The 17,822-nt window shown below is 57.6% G+C and carries 16 protein-coding genes; 12 read left to right on the top strand and 4 right to left on the bottom strand.

All coding sequences use genetic code 11. From position 1 onward, the window contains the following. Positions 1–454 precede the first annotated feature (454 nt). Both KDX30_RS03315 and KDX30_RS03310 read right to left on the bottom strand, forming a co-directional pair. On the bottom strand, positions 455–1,675 hold the full coding sequence (locus KDX30_RS03315; RefSeq protein ID WP_231674952.1) for a CaiB/BaiF CoA transferase family protein: 1,221 nt from the start codon (positions 1,673–1,675) through the stop codon (positions 455–457). A gap of 11 nt (positions 1,676–1,686) precedes the next feature. Next, positions 1,687–2,868 (bottom strand): acyl-CoA dehydrogenase, encoded by a 1,182-nt coding sequence (locus tag KDX30_RS03310; RefSeq protein ID WP_231674951.1) that lies wholly within the window; start codon positions 2,866–2,868, stop codon positions 1,687–1,689. 153 nt (positions 2,869–3,021) lie between these two features. Between KDX30_RS03310 and KDX30_RS03305 the strand changes: the two genes are divergently transcribed. The 11 genes from KDX30_RS03305 to KDX30_RS03255 all read left to right on the top strand — a co-directional run bounded on the left by KDX30_RS03305 (position 3,022) and on the right by KDX30_RS03255 (position 14,346). Then, the gene (locus tag KDX30_RS03305) at positions 3,022–3,933 is read left to right on the top strand and encodes a LysR family transcriptional regulator (RefSeq protein ID WP_231674950.1); all 912 of its coding nucleotides are present in this window, start codon (positions 3,022–3,024) and stop codon (positions 3,931–3,933) included. A gap of 424 nt (positions 3,934–4,357) precedes the next feature. Next, a complete protein-coding gene (locus tag KDX30_RS03300; protein WP_231674949.1) occupies positions 4,358–5,479 on the top strand; it encodes a Re/Si-specific NAD(P)(+) transhydrogenase subunit alpha in 1,122 nt (373 codons plus the stop codon). A gap of 10 nt (positions 5,480–5,489) precedes the next feature. After that, positions 5,490–5,810 carry an NAD(P) transhydrogenase subunit alpha gene (locus tag KDX30_RS03295; protein WP_027899877.1) on the top strand — a complete coding sequence of 107 codons (321 nt, stop codon included), beginning with the start codon at positions 5,490–5,492 and terminating at the stop codon, positions 5,808–5,810. Next, complete coding sequence (locus KDX30_RS03290) at positions 5,810–7,255, top strand: NAD(P)(+) transhydrogenase (Re/Si-specific) subunit beta (RefSeq protein ID WP_231674948.1); 1,446 nt, start codon at positions 5,810–5,812, stop codon at positions 7,253–7,255. The genes KDX30_RS03295 and KDX30_RS03290 overlap by 1 nt, the downstream gene beginning before the upstream one ends. A gap of 181 nt (positions 7,256–7,436) precedes the next feature. Continuing rightward, the gene (locus KDX30_RS03285; RefSeq protein WP_231674947.1) at positions 7,437–8,930 is read left to right on the top strand and encodes an acetyl-CoA hydrolase/transferase family protein; all 1,494 of its coding nucleotides are present in this window, start codon (positions 7,437–7,439) and stop codon (positions 8,928–8,930) included. Positions 8,931–9,247: 317 nt separating this feature from the next. Then, positions 9,248–9,463 (top strand): DUF1127 domain-containing protein, encoded by a 216-nt coding sequence (locus tag KDX30_RS03280; protein WP_027899874.1) that lies wholly within the window; start codon positions 9,248–9,250, stop codon positions 9,461–9,463. Positions 9,464–9,977: 514 nt separating this feature from the next. Further along, the gene (locus KDX30_RS03275) at positions 9,978–11,171 is read left to right on the top strand and encodes an MFS transporter (protein ID WP_231674946.1); all 1,194 of its coding nucleotides are present in this window, start codon (positions 9,978–9,980) and stop codon (positions 11,169–11,171) included. A gap of 132 nt (positions 11,172–11,303) precedes the next feature. After that, entirely contained in the window at positions 11,304–11,621 is a 318-nt protein-coding gene (locus tag KDX30_RS03270) for a DUF2388 domain-containing protein (protein WP_027899871.1), read from the top strand. A 104-nt stretch (positions 11,622–11,725) separates the two neighbouring features. Further along, on the top strand, positions 11,726–12,031 hold the full coding sequence (locus tag KDX30_RS03265) for a DUF2388 domain-containing protein (protein WP_231672796.1): 306 nt from the start codon (positions 11,726–11,728) through the stop codon (positions 12,029–12,031). A gap of 36 nt (positions 12,032–12,067) precedes the next feature. Next, a complete protein-coding gene (locus KDX30_RS03260; RefSeq protein ID WP_099270083.1) occupies positions 12,068–12,388 on the top strand; it encodes a DUF2388 domain-containing protein in 321 nt (106 codons plus the stop codon). Next, on the top strand, positions 12,385–14,346 hold the full coding sequence (locus KDX30_RS03255; RefSeq protein ID WP_231674945.1) for a DUF7844 domain-containing protein: 1,962 nt from the start codon (positions 12,385–12,387) through the stop codon (positions 14,344–14,346). Before KDX30_RS03260 ends, KDX30_RS03255 begins: the two co-directional genes overlap by 4 nt. Here KDX30_RS03255 and KDX30_RS03250 read toward each other — a convergent pair. Further along, on the bottom strand, positions 14,343–14,732 hold the full coding sequence (locus KDX30_RS03250) for an SCP2 sterol-binding domain-containing protein (RefSeq protein WP_122708638.1): 390 nt from the start codon (positions 14,730–14,732) through the stop codon (positions 14,343–14,345). The two genes, KDX30_RS03255 and KDX30_RS03250, sit on opposite strands and share 4 nt — an antisense overlap. Before the next feature lie 752 nt (positions 14,733–15,484). Continuing rightward, complete coding sequence (locus KDX30_RS03245) at positions 15,485–16,336, bottom strand: pyrroline-5-carboxylate reductase family protein (protein ID WP_231674944.1); 852 nt, start codon at positions 16,334–16,336, stop codon at positions 15,485–15,487. 201 nt (positions 16,337–16,537) lie between these two features. Here KDX30_RS03245 and KDX30_RS03240 point away from each other — a divergent pair, with 201 nt between their 5' ends. Then, on the top strand, positions 16,538–17,701 hold the full coding sequence (locus tag KDX30_RS03240; protein ID WP_231674943.1) for an HPP family protein: 1,164 nt from the start codon (positions 16,538–16,540) through the stop codon (positions 17,699–17,701). Positions 17,702–17,822: the final 121 nt, after the last annotated feature.

The raw sequence follows: 17,822 nt of genomic DNA, 5'->3' as shown, positions 1-17,822 counted from the left end.
TGACAGCGCAAGCACCCACACGAATTGCTTGATTCAATTGTTAAAGAGCGGTTGGTTAAGATCTTTCGTCTCAACCGAGGCGCGCATTCTACAGCAGCCTCTGTATCTGTCAAGCGGTTATTTTAAGAAGTTTTCAAAGTTTCCTTATCAACTTCAACCACTTGCGCTTCGATCAACATCACGTTGCTCGTTAGCGGGAGGCGAATTCTACAGCGTTACAACCTGCTGTCAACTGCCTTTTTTCACCGCTTTCGATCAACCTCATCGAAGCCTCTTCTATGCCAACCGAATCGTCCAACTCATTGATTAACAAGGAGTTTTTCGTTCTGTCTGCGCCAGAAGAGGTGCGAATTATAGAGAGATTCGAGAGGCCGTCAACCCCTAATTTTCACCTTTTAATGAAAAACCTTAAAACACCTCTCTCTTCTATATAGAGAGCCTATATATAGAAGCACTAAAGCACGCCACCCTGCCTCAGCCTGGCCACCTCCGCCGTGGGCAACCCCAGCACCCGCTCAAGTACCTCGCCAGTATGCTCACCCAACAAAGGAGGCGCATGCCGATACTCAACCGGGGTCGCAGACAAGCGTATGGGACTGGCCACCTGCGGCACACTCCCGGCTAACGCATGAGGCAGACTCGTTACCAGCCCTCGCGCCCGCACATGCGGATCATCGAACACCTGAGCCAAATCATTGATAGGCCCGCAAGGCACACCCGCCGCTTCAAGCTCGCTCACCCACTGCGCAGTGGTCTTGAACACAGTCGCCTGACGAATCAGAGGGATCAGCTCTGCCCTGTTAGCGACCCGCAGCTTATTAGTCAGGAATCTTGGATCGTCAGCCCACTGCGCCTGTCCGGCCACTTCGGCAAATTTCCTGAACTGGCCGTCATTACCCACCGTAAGGATGAAGTCGCCATCAGCCGTGGGAAAGTCCTGGTAAGGAACGATGTTCGGATGCGCATTCCCCAACCGGGTAGGAGCAATGCCGGTAGTCAGGTAGTTCAACGCCTGATTCGCAAGACAGGCCACCTGCACATCCAGCAACGCCATATCGATATGCTGACCAAGCCCGCTCTGATCACGGTGCGCCAAAGCGGCCAGGATCGCCGTGCTGGAATAAACCCCGGTCATAACGTCCGTCAGTGCGACACCCACCTTTACAGGACCCGCCCCCTCCTGATCATCCGCACGCCCGGTCAGGCTCATCAACCCGCCCAACCCCTGAATCATGAAGTCATACCCGGCGCGCTTGGCATAAGGACCGGTTTGCCCGAATCCGGTTATTGAGCAATAGATCAACCCAAGATTGATTGCGCTCAAAGAAGCGTAGTCCAGACCATAGGCAGCCAGACCTCCGACCTTGAAGTTCTCAATCACGATGTCGGACTTTGCTGCCAGCTCCCTGACCAGCTTCTGCCCTTCGGGCATAGTGAAGTCGATGGTGACTGACTGCTTGTTGCGATTAGCCGACAGGTAATAAGCAGCCTCACTGGTGCTCTCGCCCTGAGCATCCTTCAGAAAGGGAGGCCCCCATGCGCGAGTGTCATCACCACTGCCCGGCCGCTCGACCTTGATGACCTCAGCACCCAGGTCGGCCAGGATCTGCCCCGCCCAAGGCCCGGCCAACACCCGAGACAAATCCAGAACACGGATATGCGATAGCGCCCCCATTGTCAGCCTCCTTAAAAGAAGGCCTGAATGCCGGTCTGCGCACGGCCGAGAATCAGCGCATGCACGTCATGAGTCCCTTCATAGGTGTTCACCACCTCAAGGTTAACCAGATGCCGGGCAATGCCGAACTCGTCAGAGATACCGTTACCGCCTAGCATGTCGCGAGCCATACGGGCGATGTCCAGGGACTTGCCGCAGGAGTTACGCTTCATGATCGAAGTGATTTCAACTGCTGCCGTTCCTTCATCCTTCATTCGCCCCAGGCGCAGACAACCTTGCAGCGCCAGGGTGATCTCGGTCTGCATGTCGGCCAGCTTTTTCTGGATCAACTGATTGGCCGCCAATGGACGCCCGAACTGCTGCCGATCCAGGGTGTATTGCCGAGCGGTATGCCAGCAGAATTCGGCGGCACCCAAAGCGCCCCATGAGATGCCATAACGGGCTGAGTTAAGACAGGTAAAAGGACCTTTAAGACCTCGCACATCAGGGAAGATATTTTCGTCAGGCACAAAGACGTTATCCATGACGATCTCGCCCGTGATGGAGGCGCGCAAACCGACCTTGCCATGAATTGCCGGAGCGCTCAGCCCGGCCCAACCCTTCTCAAGCACAAAGCCGCGAATGTCTCCTTCGTCGTCCTTGCCCCAGACCACGAACACATCAGCGATCGGACTGTTAGTAATCCACATCTTGCTGCCTGAAAGCCTGTAGCCGCCGTCGACTTTCTTTGCCCGGGTAATCATCGCACCAGGGTCAGACCCGTGATTAGGCTCCGTCAGACCAAAGCAGCCAATCCATTCGCCGGACGCGAGCTTTGGCAGGTACTTCTGCTTTTGCGCCTCGGTACCGAACTCGTTGATGGGCACCATCACCAGAGAAGACTGCACACTCATCATGGAACGGTAGCCAGAGTCGATCCGCTCCACTTCCCGTGCGATCAACCCATAGCAAACATAATTAAGGCCGCTGCCGCCGTACTCTTCCGGAATAGTCGCCCCGAGCAGACCAACGTCACCCATTTCACGAAAGATCGCAGGATCGGTCTGCTCATGACGAAAGGCTTCAAGCACTCTGGGTGCGAGCTTGTCCTGGGCGAACTGCGCCGCGCTTTCACGCACCATGCGCTCTTCTTCGGTGAGCTGTTGATCCAGCAGCAGCGGATCGATCCAGTTGAAGCTTGCCTTGCCAGCCATGAGCCATCCTCAATCGTTGAAATAGTTATGGACTGATCCTAGACCGGGCGCGGCAACCTCACAAACGATGAATCTGCACGCTATTGTGCTAATTTCTCACTCCGAAACTCATAACAAGAACGATACTGGCTGTGATTAGTGAGGACTTCGTACATGCGCCGCAAAATCCCCAGCACCGCCGCACTGGTCAGCTTCGAGGCAGCGGCTCGCCATGAAAGCTTCACCAAAGCCGCTGAAGAACTTTCCCTCACTCAGAGCGCCATCTGCCGGCAGATCGGTAGCCTGGAATCCTTCCTCGGTATAGAACTGTTCAGACGCTCTCGGCGAGGAGTGAAGTTGACCGAAGCGGGCTTGTCCTACAGCAGACGTGTCGCGACGCAACTGGATGCCGTGGAGCGCGACACCTTGTCAGTCATGGGCAATCAGGGCGCCAACGCGATAGAACTGGCAGTCGTCCCAACCTTTGGCACCCAATGGCTATTGCCCCGCCTGAAAGATTTTCAGCAGCGTCAGCCTGACGTCACAGTAAACCTCACCAACCGCACTCGCCCGTTTCTGTTTGCCGATACCGATTTCGACGCTGCTATTTACTTTGGCGATGCGGAATGGCCAGGCACCGAGTCGCACCGACTGATGGGCGAAAATCCCCTACCGGTCTGCAGCCCGGCACTGTTAGGAAAAGGAAGCCAGCTTGACCCGGCAGAAATCGCGACATTACCGCTGCTGCAGCAAACCACTCGCCCCTACGCTTGGCGACAATGGTTCAGCGGGCTAGAGATGAACGTCGCACGGGACATGACGGGCCCACGCTATGAGCTGTTTTCGATGCTCGCTCAAGCTGCCAGCCACGAAATGGGCATCGCCCTGATCCCGCCCTTCCTTATCCAGCGAGAATTGAAAGAACAGCGGCTGGTGATCGCCAACCCGCACGCACTTGCCAGCCCCAAGGCGTACTACCTGATGATTCCGGTGCGCAAAGTGGAATCGGCATCACTAGGCGCATTTCGCGACTGGCTCGTAGAGCAAGCCAGGACTTACGAGCACGAAAGCTTTAGAAAGGCCTGATAGCTGTGTAGTCATACCCTCATAAAACCTACAGATATACGTTTTTGTCGCATAAACGCCTTCTTATCCCCGCACGAAAAATAAGGCCTCTAGGCCGCACGCTGCCTGATTCCCAGCCATATTCTCTCGTCATACCCATGATTCCAGAACTGAATTCAGGGTTTTCTGATATTTCGACTACTTTCCCTGTAAGGCCCAGCAATTAAGGGCTCAAAGCCGAATGCTGCGACATTTGGTCACGGGATGACTTGTAGTTAATTTATCGTCTCGTTACAAAATGAATTGAAGGCACCAAACTTCGCCTGCAAAATGCCGCGCCCCGCCCGGAAATGGCGGGATCATGCTGATCGGCAGCCCCAGTCGTACTTGCTGAAGTGCGCTGGCCTAATTGAAGAAAACAAGAAGATCACGCAGGAGATTACACGTGCACATTGGCGTTCCTCTCGAGACCCAGTCGGGTGAAAAGCGGGTTGCTGCAACCCCCGAAACTATCAAGAAGCTGATCGCCCAAGGCCATCGGGTTACGGTGCAAAGTGGGGCAGGTATCACTGCCAGCGTCACGGACAGTGCTTATGAAGCAGCAGGCGCCACAATGGGTGCCGCCGCTGAAACACTCTCTGCCGAGCTGCTGCTCAAGGTCTGCGCGCCGAACGACAGCGAACTGGCGCAGATCAAGCGCGGTACGATCGTTATCGGGATGCTCAACCCCTTCAACAGCGAAACCATCGCCAAGATGGCCGAGCAAGGCATCACGGGTTTTGCTCTGGAAGCTGCGCCGCGCACTTCCCGCGCGCAAAGCCTCGATGTGCTGTCCTCCCAGGCCAACATTGCGGGCTATAAAGCCGTGCTATTGGGCGCTCATCACTATCCGCGTTTCATGCCGATGCTGATGACCGCTGCGGGCACCGTCAAAGCTGCGCGAGTACTGGTACTCGGCGCTGGCGTGGCCGGCTTGCAAGCCATCGCTACCGCAAAGCGTCTCGGTGCGGTTGTCGAGGCCTCCGATGTGCGTCCAGCGGTGAAGGAGCAAATCGAATCTCTGGGTGCCAAGTTCATCGACGTGCCTTACGAAACCGATGAAGAGCGTGAATGCGCCGTCGGTGTGGGTGGTTACGCCCGCCCGATGCCCGCCAGCTGGATGCAGCGTCAGGCGATTGCAGTGCATGAACGCGCCAAACAGTCGGACATCGTCATCACCACCGCGTTGATCCCTGGCCGCAAAGCGCCGGTATTGCTCAGCGCAGAGACCGTCGCCGAAATGAAGCCTGGCTCGGTGGTAATCGACCTGGCGGCAGCCCAAGGCGGCAACTGCCCGCTGACCGTAGCCGATCAGGTTGTCGTCGAGCACGGCGTCACGCTGGTGGGTTACACCAACCTGCCCGCGCTGGTCGCCGCAGACGCCTCGGCGCTGTACGCCCGCAACCTGCTGGACTTCATGAAGCTGCTGTTCGACAAGGACGGTCAGCTGCACATCAACCTGGAAGACGACATTGTTGCCGCGTGCCTGATGTGCCGCGACGGCCAAGTCATCCGCAAGAACGGCTGAGGATAAAACAATGGAAGAGCTGATCTCCCCAGGTATCTACAACCTGATCATTTTCGTGCTGGCGATCTACGTCGGTTATCACGTGGTCTGGAACGTAACGCCAGCCCTGCACACACCGCTAATGGCGGTGACCAACGCTATCTCGGCGATCGTCATCGTCGGCGCGATGCTCGCTGCCGCGCTAACCGTGACACCACTGGGCAAAACCATGGGCACCCTTGCGGTCGCTCTGGCAGCCGTCAACGTGTTCGGCGGCTTCCTTGTCACCCGGCGCATGCTGGAGATGTTCAAGAAAAAAGCGCCGAAAGCCAAAGATGAGGTAGCGAAGTAATGAGCATGAACCTCGTCACCTTGTTGTACCTCGTTTCGGCGGCCTGCTTTATTCAGGCTCTCAAAGGTTTGTCGCACCCGACCACGTCACGTCGCGGCAACCTGTTCGGCATGCTCGGCATGGGCCTGGCCGTCGTAACCACCATTGGCCTCGTTTACAAGCTGGCAGCCCTGTCCGACACCACGGCTGGCATCGGCTACATCGTGATTGGCCTGCTGGTCGGCGGCACCGCGGGGTCGATCATGGCCAAGCGCGTTGAAATGACCAAGATGCCTGAGCTGGTGGCTTTCATGCACAGCATGATTGGCCTCGCAGCAGTGTTCATCGCTATCGCAGCAGTGGTTGAGCCGCAGTCGCTGAACATCGTGAAGAACCTGGGCGATGCCATCCCTGCGGGTAACCGTCTGGAGCTGTTCCTGGGCGCGGCCATTGGCGCAATCACCTTCTCCGGCTCGGTGATCGCTTTCGGCAAACTCTCCGGCAAGTACAAGTTCCGCCTGTTCCAGGGCGCACCGGTACAGTTCGCCGGGCAGCACAAACTGAATCTGGTCTTGGGTCTGGCGACATTGGCGTTCGGCCTGTTCTTCATGTTCACCGGTAACCTCGCCGCGTTCGCTATTATGCTGGCTCTGGCCTTCGTGATCGGTGTGCTGCTGATCATCCCGATTGGCGGCGCAGACATGCCTGTCGTCGTGTCGATGCTCAACAGCTATTCGGGCTGGGCAGCGGCCGGTATCGGTTTCTCCCTGAACAACTCGATGTTGATCATTGCCGGCTCGCTGGTAGGTTCCTCCGGCGCGATCCTGTCGTACATCATGTGCAAAGCCATGAACCGCTCGTTCTTCAATGTGATTGGTGGCGGCTTCGGCGGCGCGACTGACGCTGCTGGCCCGGCAGGCGCCAAAGAGGCCCGCCCGGTGAAATCCGGCTCGGCCGACGACGCGACCTTCCTGCTGACCAACGCCGACACCGTGATCATCGTTCCGGGCTACGGTCTGGCGGTTGCCCGGGCGCAGCACGCGCTTAAAGAGCTGACCGAGAAACTGACTCACCACGGCGTCACCGTGAAGTACGCGATCCACCCGGTTGCCGGACGTATGCCAGGCCATATGAACGTCCTGCTCGCCGAGGCCGAAGTGCCTTACGACCAAGTGTTCGAGATGGAAGACATCAACTCCGAGTTTGGTCAGGCGGACGTGGTGCTGGTGTTGGGAGCGAACGACGTGGTCAACCCGGCCGCCAAGAACGATCCCAAATCGCCGATTGCAGGCATGCCGATTCTGGAAGCCTTCAAGGCCAAGACCATCATCGTCAACAAGCGCTCGATGGCCAGCGGTTATGCCGGCCTGGAAAACGAACTGTTCTATCTGGACAAAACCATGATGGTCTTCGGCGACGCCAAAAAGGTGATCGAGGACATGGTTAAGGCGGTCGACAACGCGTAGTCTCCAGGCGCGTTTAACCTGGGCCCCGGCGCAAAAACGCCGGGGCTTTTTACATTCTGCGTAACAGTGTTTTGCGTTGAAACCCGCTAATTAGAGCCTCCAATGCGACCTTGGTAGCGGGACGAACACAGTCCAACTCTCTAGACTTGGACTTCGCTTCCACCTCCGAGACAAGAATCCCATGTACCGTGATCGTATCCGCTTGCCTTCCCTAATGAACAAGGTCATGAGCGCGGCTGACGCTGCCGCCTTGATTCAGGACGGCATGACCATCGGCATGAGCGGCTTTACCCGCGCAGGTGAAGCCAAAGCCGTACCCCACGCCCTGGCCGAACGAGCAAAGCTGTCGCCGCTCAAGATCAGCCTGATGACCGGCGCCAGCCTGGGCAACGACCTGGACAAGCAACTGACCGAAGCCGGCGTGCTGTCGCGTCGCTCGCCATTTCAGGTCGACAGCACGCTGCGCAAGGCTATTAACGATGGCTCGGTGATGTTCATCGACAGCCACCTGTCCGACACCGTCGAGCAACTGCGTAACCGGCAGATCAAGGCCGTGGATCTGGCCGTCATCGAATGCGTAGCGATTACCGAAGAGGGGCATCTGGTACTCAGCACCTCAGTGGGCAACTCTGCCAGCTTTGCGATTCTGGCCAAGGAAGTTATCGTCGAGATCAACCTCGCCCAACCGTTGGAGCTGGAAGGCCTGCACGACGTCTATATTCCGAGCTATCGCCCTACCCGCCTGCCCATTCCAGTGCTGCAAGCTGACACGCGCATCGGCAACCCGGCGGTACAGATCGATCCGGCAAAAATCGTCGGCATCGTGATCAGCAACCAACCTGATTCGCCCTCAACAGTATTGCCGCCGGATTTGGACACCCAGGCCATCGCCAATCACCTGGTGGAGTTCTTCAAAAACGAAGTGCGCGAGGACCGGCTGACCAACAAGCTGATGCCGTTGCAGGCCGGGATTGGCACCATCGCCAATGCCGTCATGCATGGCCTGGTGGATTCGCCTTTCCATGACATGACCATGTATTCGGAGGTTCTGCAGGACTCGACATTCGAACTGTTCGACGCGGGCAAACTGAGCTTCGCCTCCGGCAGCTCCATGACCCTTTCCGCCAGCAAACACGCCGAAGTGTATGCCGACTTCGGGCGCTACAAATCGCGCCTGATGCTGCGCCCTCAGGAGATCTCCAACCACCCGGAAATCATCCGTCGCCTGGGCATCATCGGCATCAACACCGCCCTCGAGTTCGATCTGTACGGCAACGTCAACTCTACCCACGTCTGCGGCACTCGCATGATGAACGGCATCGGTGGCTCGGGGGATTTCGCCCGCAACGCGCACCTGGCGATCTTCGTGACCAAATCCATTGCCAAGGGCGGGGCGATTTCAAGCGTCGTGCCGATGGTCAGTCATGTGGACCATACCGAGCATGACGTGGACATCCTGGTGACCGAGCAAGGCCTGGCGGATCTTCGTGGCCTCGCCCCCCGGGAACGCGCCAGAGTGATCATCGACAACTGTGTGCATCCCGCTTACCGAGACGCCCTCAACGCCTACTTCGCCGCCGCTTGCCTTAAAGGCGGACACACCCCGCACGTACTGCGCGAAGCACTAAGTTGGCACGCTCGCCTGGACGAAACGGGCAGCATGCTGCCCATCTAGGCAAACAGTTGCGAGGCAGCAATACAGTTTTCTGCCTCGCAACAACATGCAAAAAGACAATACTGAAAAAACTGTACTGCTGTACCGGTCTTTTGAAGGGGGTAAAACAGAGTTTTCACCAAATCAGCGCACAAAATGCACCGAAAACGTGCAGACCGATACAGTTGCCCCAAATAGGAACAAAACAGTGCCTTTAAACAGTTAACTGAACTCGCACAATACAGTTGAACTGTGTCTAGAGAGACTGGCCAACTCGGAGGAAGATGGGCACCAGTTAAATCACTCTCTAGCCCGCCACAAGCGGAAGGATGCACACCATGGAACGTACACTCAGTTCCGACCTTTTCCACGAAAACACCGCTACAACCGCAAAAGCTGCATGGCCTCTTCGCGCTTTCGCTAACCTGATGCTTTGGCAACGTCGCCTGTCCAGCCGCCACCAATTGGCCCGCCTGGATGCACGTCTGCTGGCTGACGCAGGTATCAGCGAATCGCAACGTTACGAAGAGCTGAGCAAGCCGTTCTGGCGCTAACTGGCGCACGCTGGTCCTGACCTCCCAAGGTCACTCACCAGCAACCCGAATTGCTTCATACAAGACCCGTCGCAGGTAACTGCCGACGGGTTTTGTCATTTCTGGAGTATCAAAAACTCTGACCATATTCCTTTGCCCCCCGTCCCGCAGCAAACACTGGACTGTAGGAGTGAGCTTGCACGCGATTGTCTAGTGGTCGACGAATGCATCGCTTGGACTGACGCTATCGCGAGCAAGGTGGAGCGCCACCCCGGTAACTCCTACAGGAAGAATTCCAAATCAGGCGGCCGCATTCTGGTGATGAGAACTGCGATCCAATTCGAGACATTGGATTGAGGTGAGCGCTTACGGACAGGGATCAAAGCTCTAGCGCCAGAGCGATACAGTTTCACAATTCCTAAAATCATCAAGTACAGTTTGTTATAAATCCCCTGATCTTCACTCCGCCACTTACCCAACTAACTCCATGCGCGTCAGTGCTAAAAAGCCAGAACCACCACGCATGGATACGCGCATGACCCATTCTCCACCCAGCCAGCCTTCAAGCTTTGGCGCCTTCTGCATCGCAAGCCTGCTGCTTTCGGTCTCCTATGGCTCAACCTTCCTCCTGACGCTACTGATCAAATCCTTCGGCGGGGATGAGCGTTATGCGGGCCAGGTGATTTCCGTCGCGATGATCAGCACGATTGCAGCTGTGCTGGGCTCTGGGCATCTGACCGATAAATGGGGGCCTGCGCGCTGTATAGCGTTGGGAGCGAGTTTTCTGGCGGCAGCCTCCTTAGGATTCGCAACTGCAGATAGCCTCGGCCCCTGGCTGATGATTTGCGCCCTGATGCTTGGCCTCGGTTGGGGAGTCTTTTATACCTTGGGGCCCATTATGGTCGCGGGTATGGTTGAACCCGCTCGCCGCAGCCACAGCTTTGCGTTGCTCTCGGGCAGCATGTTGACCGGTATAGGCTCCGGACCTTTGGCAGGGAAACTCGCGGGTTACTTCGGGCTGCCGATCCAGACCGCTTTTTTCTGTGCTTCGGCCATGGCGGTAGCAGGTGGACTGTATTTCTGGCGGACGGGACAACGCACGCACGCGAACGCCTCATCCGCAGATCGCGCACAGATCGGCCTGGACTCTGCGATCAAGGTCTTAACCTCCCGAGCGGCCTTCTCCATTCTGATGGTTGGGCTTGGCGGGGCGATTTTCGGCGGTCTGGGCAGCTTCCAGACCAGCTACGCCTCCAGCCTGGGACTTGATTACTCGGTATTTTTCATCTGCTTCATGGGTGCAGCCATCTGCTGCCGCTTGCTGATTGCGAGCTGGGTGGTCAAGCGCAACCCTTTTGCGGCGTCCTGCGTGCTAAGCGCCATCATGCTGATTGCCGTCGTCGGCTTTGGACAGTGGGTCCATGACAGCATCAGCTACGGCTTGGCGGCCGCCATGCTGGGCGTCGGTTATGGACTCAACTATTCAGTCATCAACGGGCTTGCTGCTAATGAAGCACCTTCCGGGCTCACAGCGCAGTCGTTACTGCTCTTCAGCCTGGCTTATTTTCTGGGCGTGTTTGGCTTTCCCTTCCTCGCAGGCAAACTCATCGTCCATGGCGGGGTCAATGGAATGCTGTTCAGCACCGGTTTGATTGCCCTACTGGTCTGGGTCATCAGCCTGGGCAGATGGCTCAACGACGCTCGGCTGGCCATTGCCCGCAGAGCCTAGGACACACTGTCTACAGCGCTGCCATGCTAGGCTTGGACAGTCCCGTACGATCAGTTCTGTCACGGCCTTCACGAAACAGCCGGGCTGGCCCGCGTTTCTTACTATCGCTTTCTGTTCCACTGGAGTCCGATCATGTCCCGTCTTCGCCTGCTAGGTGCCGCTGTCCTGCTGACTGCTGCCACCGGCGCCAACGCCACTAGCTTTGTTGTCACAACAGATGCCATGGTGCGCACCGTTGATTCAACGACCAACGCTACTTCCGATGTCAGTTCTTCCTTCAGGGACGACAAGATTGTTCGTGAAGCTCGCGATGACGCCGCCACGTTTGTCGGCAGCGCCGGTGAAATCCGTGGTGCTCGCCTGGAAAATGCCTTCCAGCACATTCGCCAGATCGCGCCACAACTGCAAGCTTCCGATGCTCAACTGGCCCAAGCCATCCTGGCCATCTGACGTCGCGCTCCGACAGCCTGGGCAATCTTGCCCGGCTGTCGGGCTGGCTCTAGCCCGGCCATTGCGCTAGCCTTGCGGCTCGTTTTTGCAAGTGTTAGAGAGCCATGCGTTTACTGCCGCTGCTGTTCATCACCCCGATAACGTGCCTGCTCTGGACCGCACCGGCCCAGGCGCTGGATACCACCACGCAATCCCTGGTCATAACAGGCTACGTCACCAGCAAAGTGACGACAGCGCCCTTTGATAGAAAGCTGATTGTTGCGGCGCAGGATGACGCTGCGGCCTTTGTCGCCAGTGACGGCGAGCTGCTGGGAGCACGTCTGGAATCAGCACTAATAGCTCTGCGCCAGGCTGATCCAAAACTTAGTGTCAGCGACCTCGAACTCGCGCAAGCAATCCTCGTCCAATAGCCACTTCACCTCTTCTGCATTACTTGGAGACGTTCCATGCGTACCCCCCTGATTGCCGCCACACTGGGTCTGTTTTTGCTGGCTGACATCGCTCAAGCACAGACCGTCGTGCAGACCAGTAACATCATCGTGCGCGCTTTCGGTCGCACCATCGACTTCACGTCCGACACCACCACCTCGATCCGCGACTCCAAAATCGTGGTTCAGGCCAAAGACGACGCGGCCAGCTACGTGGCCAGCGGTGGCGATATTCACGGCGCACAACTCGACGCCGCATTCGACATGCTGCGCACCCGCCTGCCAGAAGCCCGCGGTGCAAGTGATCAAGTGCTCGCCGAAGCTATTCTCGCTCTGTGAGGCGCCTCTGCGTCTGGCTGCTGGCAGGCGCATTGTCTCTGCTTGGCACGTCCGCCTTCGCTGACTTGAGCCTGTCGCTGGATACCAGCGGCCTCAGCCCTGCGCAGCAAAAAGCTACCCAGACGCTACTGGATGAAGCCCTCAGCGCCCTCCCGCCCAGCTTCGTCAAGGATCTGGATCGGCGTGTTGACGTGCGCTGGTCCGCCGACATGCCTGCCAATGCTTATGGCCAGGCATCCGGACCGTATCGACTCGATCTCAATACCAACCTGCTTGCGGGCTTGACCGACGGCAGCGCCGCAACAAAAAAAACCAACCGCCCCCATGGCACCGTGCGCCGGGAAATGCTCGCCACCGTGCTGCACGAGCTGACTCACATTTATGACCGCGCGCGCCTGTGGTCACCGGCCCAACGCTCGATAATCTTCCAGTGCGGACGGCGCAGCAGCTCGCTGGGTAAAGTGGGCTTGCCTGATTACTGCCGAGGTCAGACTGACCGCCGCTTCACGTTGAGCGATGACCCGCGCCTGCTGGATCTGGCAGGCTGGCCACAATATGTCGGCCGCCGCGGTGATCGCGAAGAACACAATGGGCAGGTTGCACGCAGCCCCGACATCTACGAAACCACCAGCCCGCTGGAATTCGTTGCGGTCAACATGGAGTACTTTCTGCTCGACCCGGCCTACGTCTGCCGCCGCCCGGCGCTGTACGCCTACTACAAAGAACAATTCGGCTGGGCACCTGCGGCAAAAGACCAGTGCCCGTCCTTCTATCCGTACCTGAACGCGGGCAACGATTTCGGCCGTGAGCCACTGGGCAAACTCGACCCCGAGCGGGTGTATGAGGTGGATTACCTGCTGGCCGAAGCCAACCAGAACATGATGAGCCGCTGGGGCCACAGCATGTTGCGGCTGGTCATCTGCAAGCCCGGCCGTCCACGTGGCCCCGACTGTCGTCTCGATCTGGACCAACATCTGGTGCTGTCCTATCGCGCCTTTGTTGGAGATGTTCAGCTGTCCAGTTGGGATGGTTTGATGGGCGCCTACCCGTCGCGGCTGTTCGTGCTGCCGCTGGCACAGGTGATCGACGAATACACCAAGACCGAACTGCGCAGCCTCGCCTCCGTACCGCTGAAACTGTCCCGCCCGGAAATCGAAGGCCTGGTACAGCACGCCGCTGAAATGCACTGGAGTTACGACGGCAGCTACTTCTTCCTGTCCAATAACTGCGCGGTGGAGAACCTCAAACTGCTGCGCAGCGGCACCAACAATCCCAAGCTGGTCGACCTGGACAGCATCTTGCCCAATGGATTGCTTGAAGTACTGAAGGGACGTGGTCTGGCCGATACCAGCGTGCTGGACGACCCGAAGGAAGCCCTGCGTAGAGGCTACCGTTTCGACTCCTATCGCGACCGTTATCAGGCGATGTTCGACGTGCTGAGGAAGCACCTGCCGATCAAGCAGACCACCGTTGAAGAATGGATGTCGCTGTCTGCCGAAGAGCGCAAACCCTGGCTGCCGCAAGCGGACTTACGCACCAGTGCGGCCATGTTGCTGCTTGAACAGGCCAGCCTGCGTCGGCAATTGTTGCTGGCTCAGGATGAGGTCAAACAACGCTACCTCAGCGCCCGCGAGCAGAAAGACGGCAGCGTCTCCAAAGCCACCGGCACCTTGCAGGAAATCCTCGCCAGCAGCGGCTTTCTCAGTCGCCCGGCTGAACTGCTCGACAGCGGCGGCTACGGCTTGCCGCAAACTGCAGAATGGAAACGCCTGGAAGACGAAAGCAGTCAGCGCCAGAAGCAACTACAACGACTGACCGGCGACCTGGACAAAGAAGTCCGTGCCCTGCTCGAACCCGAGCGCGCCAAGGAAATCGCCGCCAACGAAGCCAACCTCAAGCAGCTCAGTGAGCACCTGCGGGCATTGCACAAAGCCGGTGGCGGCCTGGAGCTGCCTTAAGCTTTGACCGGCTGCTTCTTCTTGCGTGGTTTCAGGTACTTCATCAAGCCCTGAAACCACATCACCAGACCGGCGTTGCCCTTGATCTGGATATCCTTGTCCTGAATGCCCTGCATGAAAGCCAGTTGCTTGTTTTTGGCTTGCAGGGTGGCGAAGCCGTAAGCGGCGTCCTTGAAGATAATGGCGAAGCCAGGCTCTGCGATAACACCCGAAGCACTGCTGACCCGCTGCCCACTGACCACAAAATGCCGAGCGACCTTGCCGTCAGCCGTTTGCAGCACGAAGGTCAATTCCTTACCGGCGAGCTGCTGTTGGAACGCCGGATTATTGCGACTGGCCCGCGCCATCAACAGGCCCAGCATCCAGAGTAGAAAACGAAATTTCATGGGCGTGACTCGCAAGGAATATGGGCGCGAGTGTAGCTGCTTGTTAGATGCTATTCAGCAGCAAATTCGAAGAAGATGGGTAACCTTTCGTGACTGATTGGTCATATTGAAGTCGCGTTATAACTAGAGAGATTTTATGTTTGCCCGCAAGTTTGATCCGACTCGCAGGACTGGCCGGGCGGCGTTCCTACGAAATTTGCGTAGATTTTGTGGGAGCTGGGCTTGCCCGCGATAAACGATGACGCGGTCTAAGGTCGAGTTAGTCCTATCGCGAGCAAGCTCGGCAACGATGCTGTCTCAAGGTCAGCCGCACGACGGGGGCTATAACTTGAAAACGCGTAACGCAGACAAGGCCATATAAAAAGCAAAAAGCCCCGACGCTTTGGCATCGGGGCTTTCTGTGAAACTCGATATCGGCCTTATCTTTAGCAATTTCTCGCACATCCTGCTCACTGGCTAGGGGAGGTTTTCACCTCCGATATCAACACCCCTCTCGGGTTCCGGTCCGTGCTGACGGGCAAACAATACTAAACATTGGGGTGTTCGCCCAGCAGAAAAGCCGGCTACAGCGGGCGTCTTTCGGCATAGCTCGAATCAACCAGCCGTCAGTGCCGAGTAGCTGTTCATCAAGTTACGATAGTTCGGGATACGCTGGGACAGCAGGTTACCTAAATCTTCGATATCGTTGCGCCAGTCGTTGTAGCTCACATGCTACCGAGCACCAGGTCATCGTCTGCGCGCACGCTTCCCCTTCAGTCGACGCGCCCTAATGGAAGTTGCCCCTTATCAACCTCAACCGCTCGAATATCAAACAGGTTGGATTGTGCAACCTCGAAGGCCCGGGCCATACCTGCTTTGACGCTGGCCTCAAGCCCGCCCTCAAGCATGCCATTGATACCCGCAGCGCTTACACCTCGATATTCACGCAGGACCTCAAGTAACTCATTGAACCCCCGCTCTTCGCTCATCAACTGGCTGGCCTGCACAACAACCCCCATAACGGCGCGTTGCGCCATCGCTGGCGACAGGCCGTGCTTGATCGCGTCGTTGTACAACGCCTGAGCGAGCAATGCAGGATACGAAGGCCCTGTGCCGGTCAGTGCAGTGAGGTAACTCAGGTCCCGTTCACTGAAGACTTCATCTGCCGAGCCGCAGGTTTCAAACAACTGCTGAATGTATTTTTTGCTTTGCGCATCCACCTGATCGTTGGCCAGCCATGGGGTGTAAGACTTGCGAATTTCAAGCGCAGCATTGGGCATCGCCCGGATGACACAACGGGCTTGGGTGAACAAACCGATGTCGGCAAGCGAGACGCCTGCAACCAGAGAAACCAGCAACTTGTCCTGCACGTCGATGCGCACGGCGCCTAAATCCTCCGGTCGCACGGAAAGAATCACGATGTCGCTTTGCAGTACCAGTTCCTGATTGTCTGCTGTGACGCGCACTCCGCTCAATGCGCCTTTGGGGTCACTAAACACCCCGGAACGGCTGGAAAGCATCAGCGCATCTGGCGACAGGAAGCCGGAATCCAGAAGTGCGGTTGCGATTGATCGCCCCAGCCACCCGGTGCCGCCGACGATACCAATAGTTGTCTGGGCCTTCATGATGTCCTCTGTCAGTTATGCATTTGAGTGAACGTAGCCCTTCAACGGCCCCACCATAACATCGCGGTAAATCCAGACTTGCAGTGGCAGCATGCAGCGCGCTGAATTGAATGACAGCGTTATAGGGTTTAACGTTCTTCCCAGCCCAAGCGACGACTACAGTCGCAGGAAATGTCTCTTTAACACGGCCTCAAATTGACCATGCCCGTTCCACTGCCCTCTTCATCACCGCCACGCGTTTCACTCACATCACGCCTTCGGGCACTCTGGCCAGCGCGCCAGGCTATCGATGCCCGGGAAAAATGGCGTGCCTGCTGCGGCGCGGCCCTCGGCATTCTGCTGGTCGCCGTGGCTGCCGCATTCTGGCTTGAAGGCGCACCGGCAAGCCAATACAGCTTGCTCGCAGTGGCCTTGGTTGCACCGCTGGGCGCAAGCGCCGTACTGGTTTTTGCATTGCCATCCAGCCCGTTGGCCCAACCCTGGTCGGTGCTGGGCGGCAACACGCTTTCCACTCTGGTCGGCATTGCCTGCGTAAAGTGGGTGCCCGACGCGACCCTCGCCGCCGCGCTCTCGGTCAGCCTGGCACTCGCCGTGATGTTCGCCTTGCGCTGCCTGCACCCGCCCGGCGGCGCAGCGGCCTTGTTGATGGTGCTGATTGGCTGTGACCGATTCGAGTTCGCGCTAAGTCCGGTGCTTATCGACTCCGCACTTTTGGTGGTCGCAGGGCTGATCTACAACAACCTGACCAGACGACCATGGCCGCACGTGCAGAAACCCGCCACCACAAACACTGCCAGCCGATTCAGTAACGCAGATATGGACGCCGCCCTCGCCCACTACAACCAAGTACTGGATGTCAGCCGCGACGACCTGCACGCCCTGCTTGAACAAGCCGAAGCCTCTGCTTACCAACGCAAGATGGGCGAACTGCGCTGCGCCGATGTGATGAGTACTCAGCCCATTTCGGCTCGGCAGGAAATGCCGCTGCGGGCAGCCTGGGCCTTGATGCGCAAACACAAGATTAAAGCGCTGCCGGTGATCGACAGACAGAATCACCTGATGGGCATTGTGACCGTGGCCGACTTCATGCAGCAGATTGATCTGGATGCCCATGAAGGCGTCGGCTGGCACCTGCGCGCACTGCTGCGACACTCCCGCAAAGATCAACCCGCCAATATCGTCGGACAAATCATGACCCGTAGCGTCCGCGTTGCCAGCTTCGATCGCTTGTTGATCGACCTCGTGCCCGTGTTCTCCGAGAACGGCCACCGGCACATCCCGATCATTGATGCGGAACGGCGTCTGGTGGGCATCATCACCCAGTCGGATTTGATTAAAGCGCTGTATACGGCGGTGCGCGCTTGATGCGACGTCATAACTTGTAGGAGCTGCCGAAGGCTGCGATTTGCGGTGAGTCAGGTAAAACTGATCGCAGCCTTCGGCAGCTCCTACAGGGGTATTGTCACTGTAGCTAATTGCACAAAGC

This window comes from Pseudomonas quasicaspiana (assembly GCF_021147825.1).
Lineage (GTDB): Bacteria > Pseudomonadota > Gammaproteobacteria > Pseudomonadales > Pseudomonadaceae > Aquipseudomonas > Aquipseudomonas quasicaspiana.
The sequence above is the reverse complement of the archived record's forward strand: the minus strand, read 5'-3'. Positions and strand labels throughout refer to the sequence as shown.

What these genes read in the sequence shown, in the direction of transcription:
- KDX30_RS03310 (WP_231674951.1), bottom strand. Translation starts at nt 2,868, where the DNA reads ATGGCTGGCAAGGCAAGCTTCAACTGGATCGATCCGCTGCTGCTGGAT.
- KDX30_RS03265 (WP_231672796.1), top strand. Translation starts at nt 11,726, where the DNA reads ATGCGTTTACTGCCGCTGCTGTTCATCACCCCGATAACGTGCCTGCTC.
- KDX30_RS03285 (WP_231674947.1), top strand. Translation starts at nt 7,437, where the DNA reads ATGTACCGTGATCGTATCCGCTTGCCTTCCCTAATGAACAAGGTCATG.
- KDX30_RS03275 (WP_231674946.1), top strand. Translation starts at nt 9,978, where the DNA reads ATGACCCATTCTCCACCCAGCCAGCCTTCAAGCTTTGGCGCCTTCTGC.
- KDX30_RS03245 (WP_231674944.1), bottom strand. Translation starts at nt 16,336, where the DNA reads ATGAAGGCCCAGACAACTATTGGTATCGTCGGCGGCACCGGGTGGCTG.
- KDX30_RS03240 (WP_231674943.1), top strand. Translation starts at nt 16,538, where the DNA reads ATGCCCGTTCCACTGCCCTCTTCATCACCGCCACGCGTTTCACTCACA.
- KDX30_RS03250 (WP_122708638.1), bottom strand. Translation starts at nt 14,732, where the DNA reads ATGAAATTTCGTTTTCTACTCTGGATGCTGGGCCTGTTGATGGCGCGG.
- KDX30_RS03270 (WP_027899871.1), top strand. Translation starts at nt 11,304, where the DNA reads ATGTCCCGTCTTCGCCTGCTAGGTGCCGCTGTCCTGCTGACTGCTGCC.
- KDX30_RS03290 (WP_231674948.1), top strand. Translation starts at nt 5,810, where the DNA reads ATGAGCATGAACCTCGTCACCTTGTTGTACCTCGTTTCGGCGGCCTGC.
- KDX30_RS03280 (WP_027899874.1), top strand. Translation starts at nt 9,248, where the DNA reads ATGGAACGTACACTCAGTTCCGACCTTTTCCACGAAAACACCGCTACA.
- KDX30_RS03305 (WP_231674950.1), top strand. Translation starts at nt 3,022, where the DNA reads ATGCGCCGCAAAATCCCCAGCACCGCCGCACTGGTCAGCTTCGAGGCA.
- KDX30_RS03260 (WP_099270083.1), top strand. Translation starts at nt 12,068, where the DNA reads ATGCGTACCCCCCTGATTGCCGCCACACTGGGTCTGTTTTTGCTGGCT.
- KDX30_RS03295 (WP_027899877.1), top strand. Translation starts at nt 5,490, where the DNA reads ATGGAAGAGCTGATCTCCCCAGGTATCTACAACCTGATCATTTTCGTG.
- KDX30_RS03315 (WP_231674952.1), bottom strand. Translation starts at nt 1,675, where the DNA reads ATGGGGGCGCTATCGCATATCCGTGTTCTGGATTTGTCTCGGGTGTTG.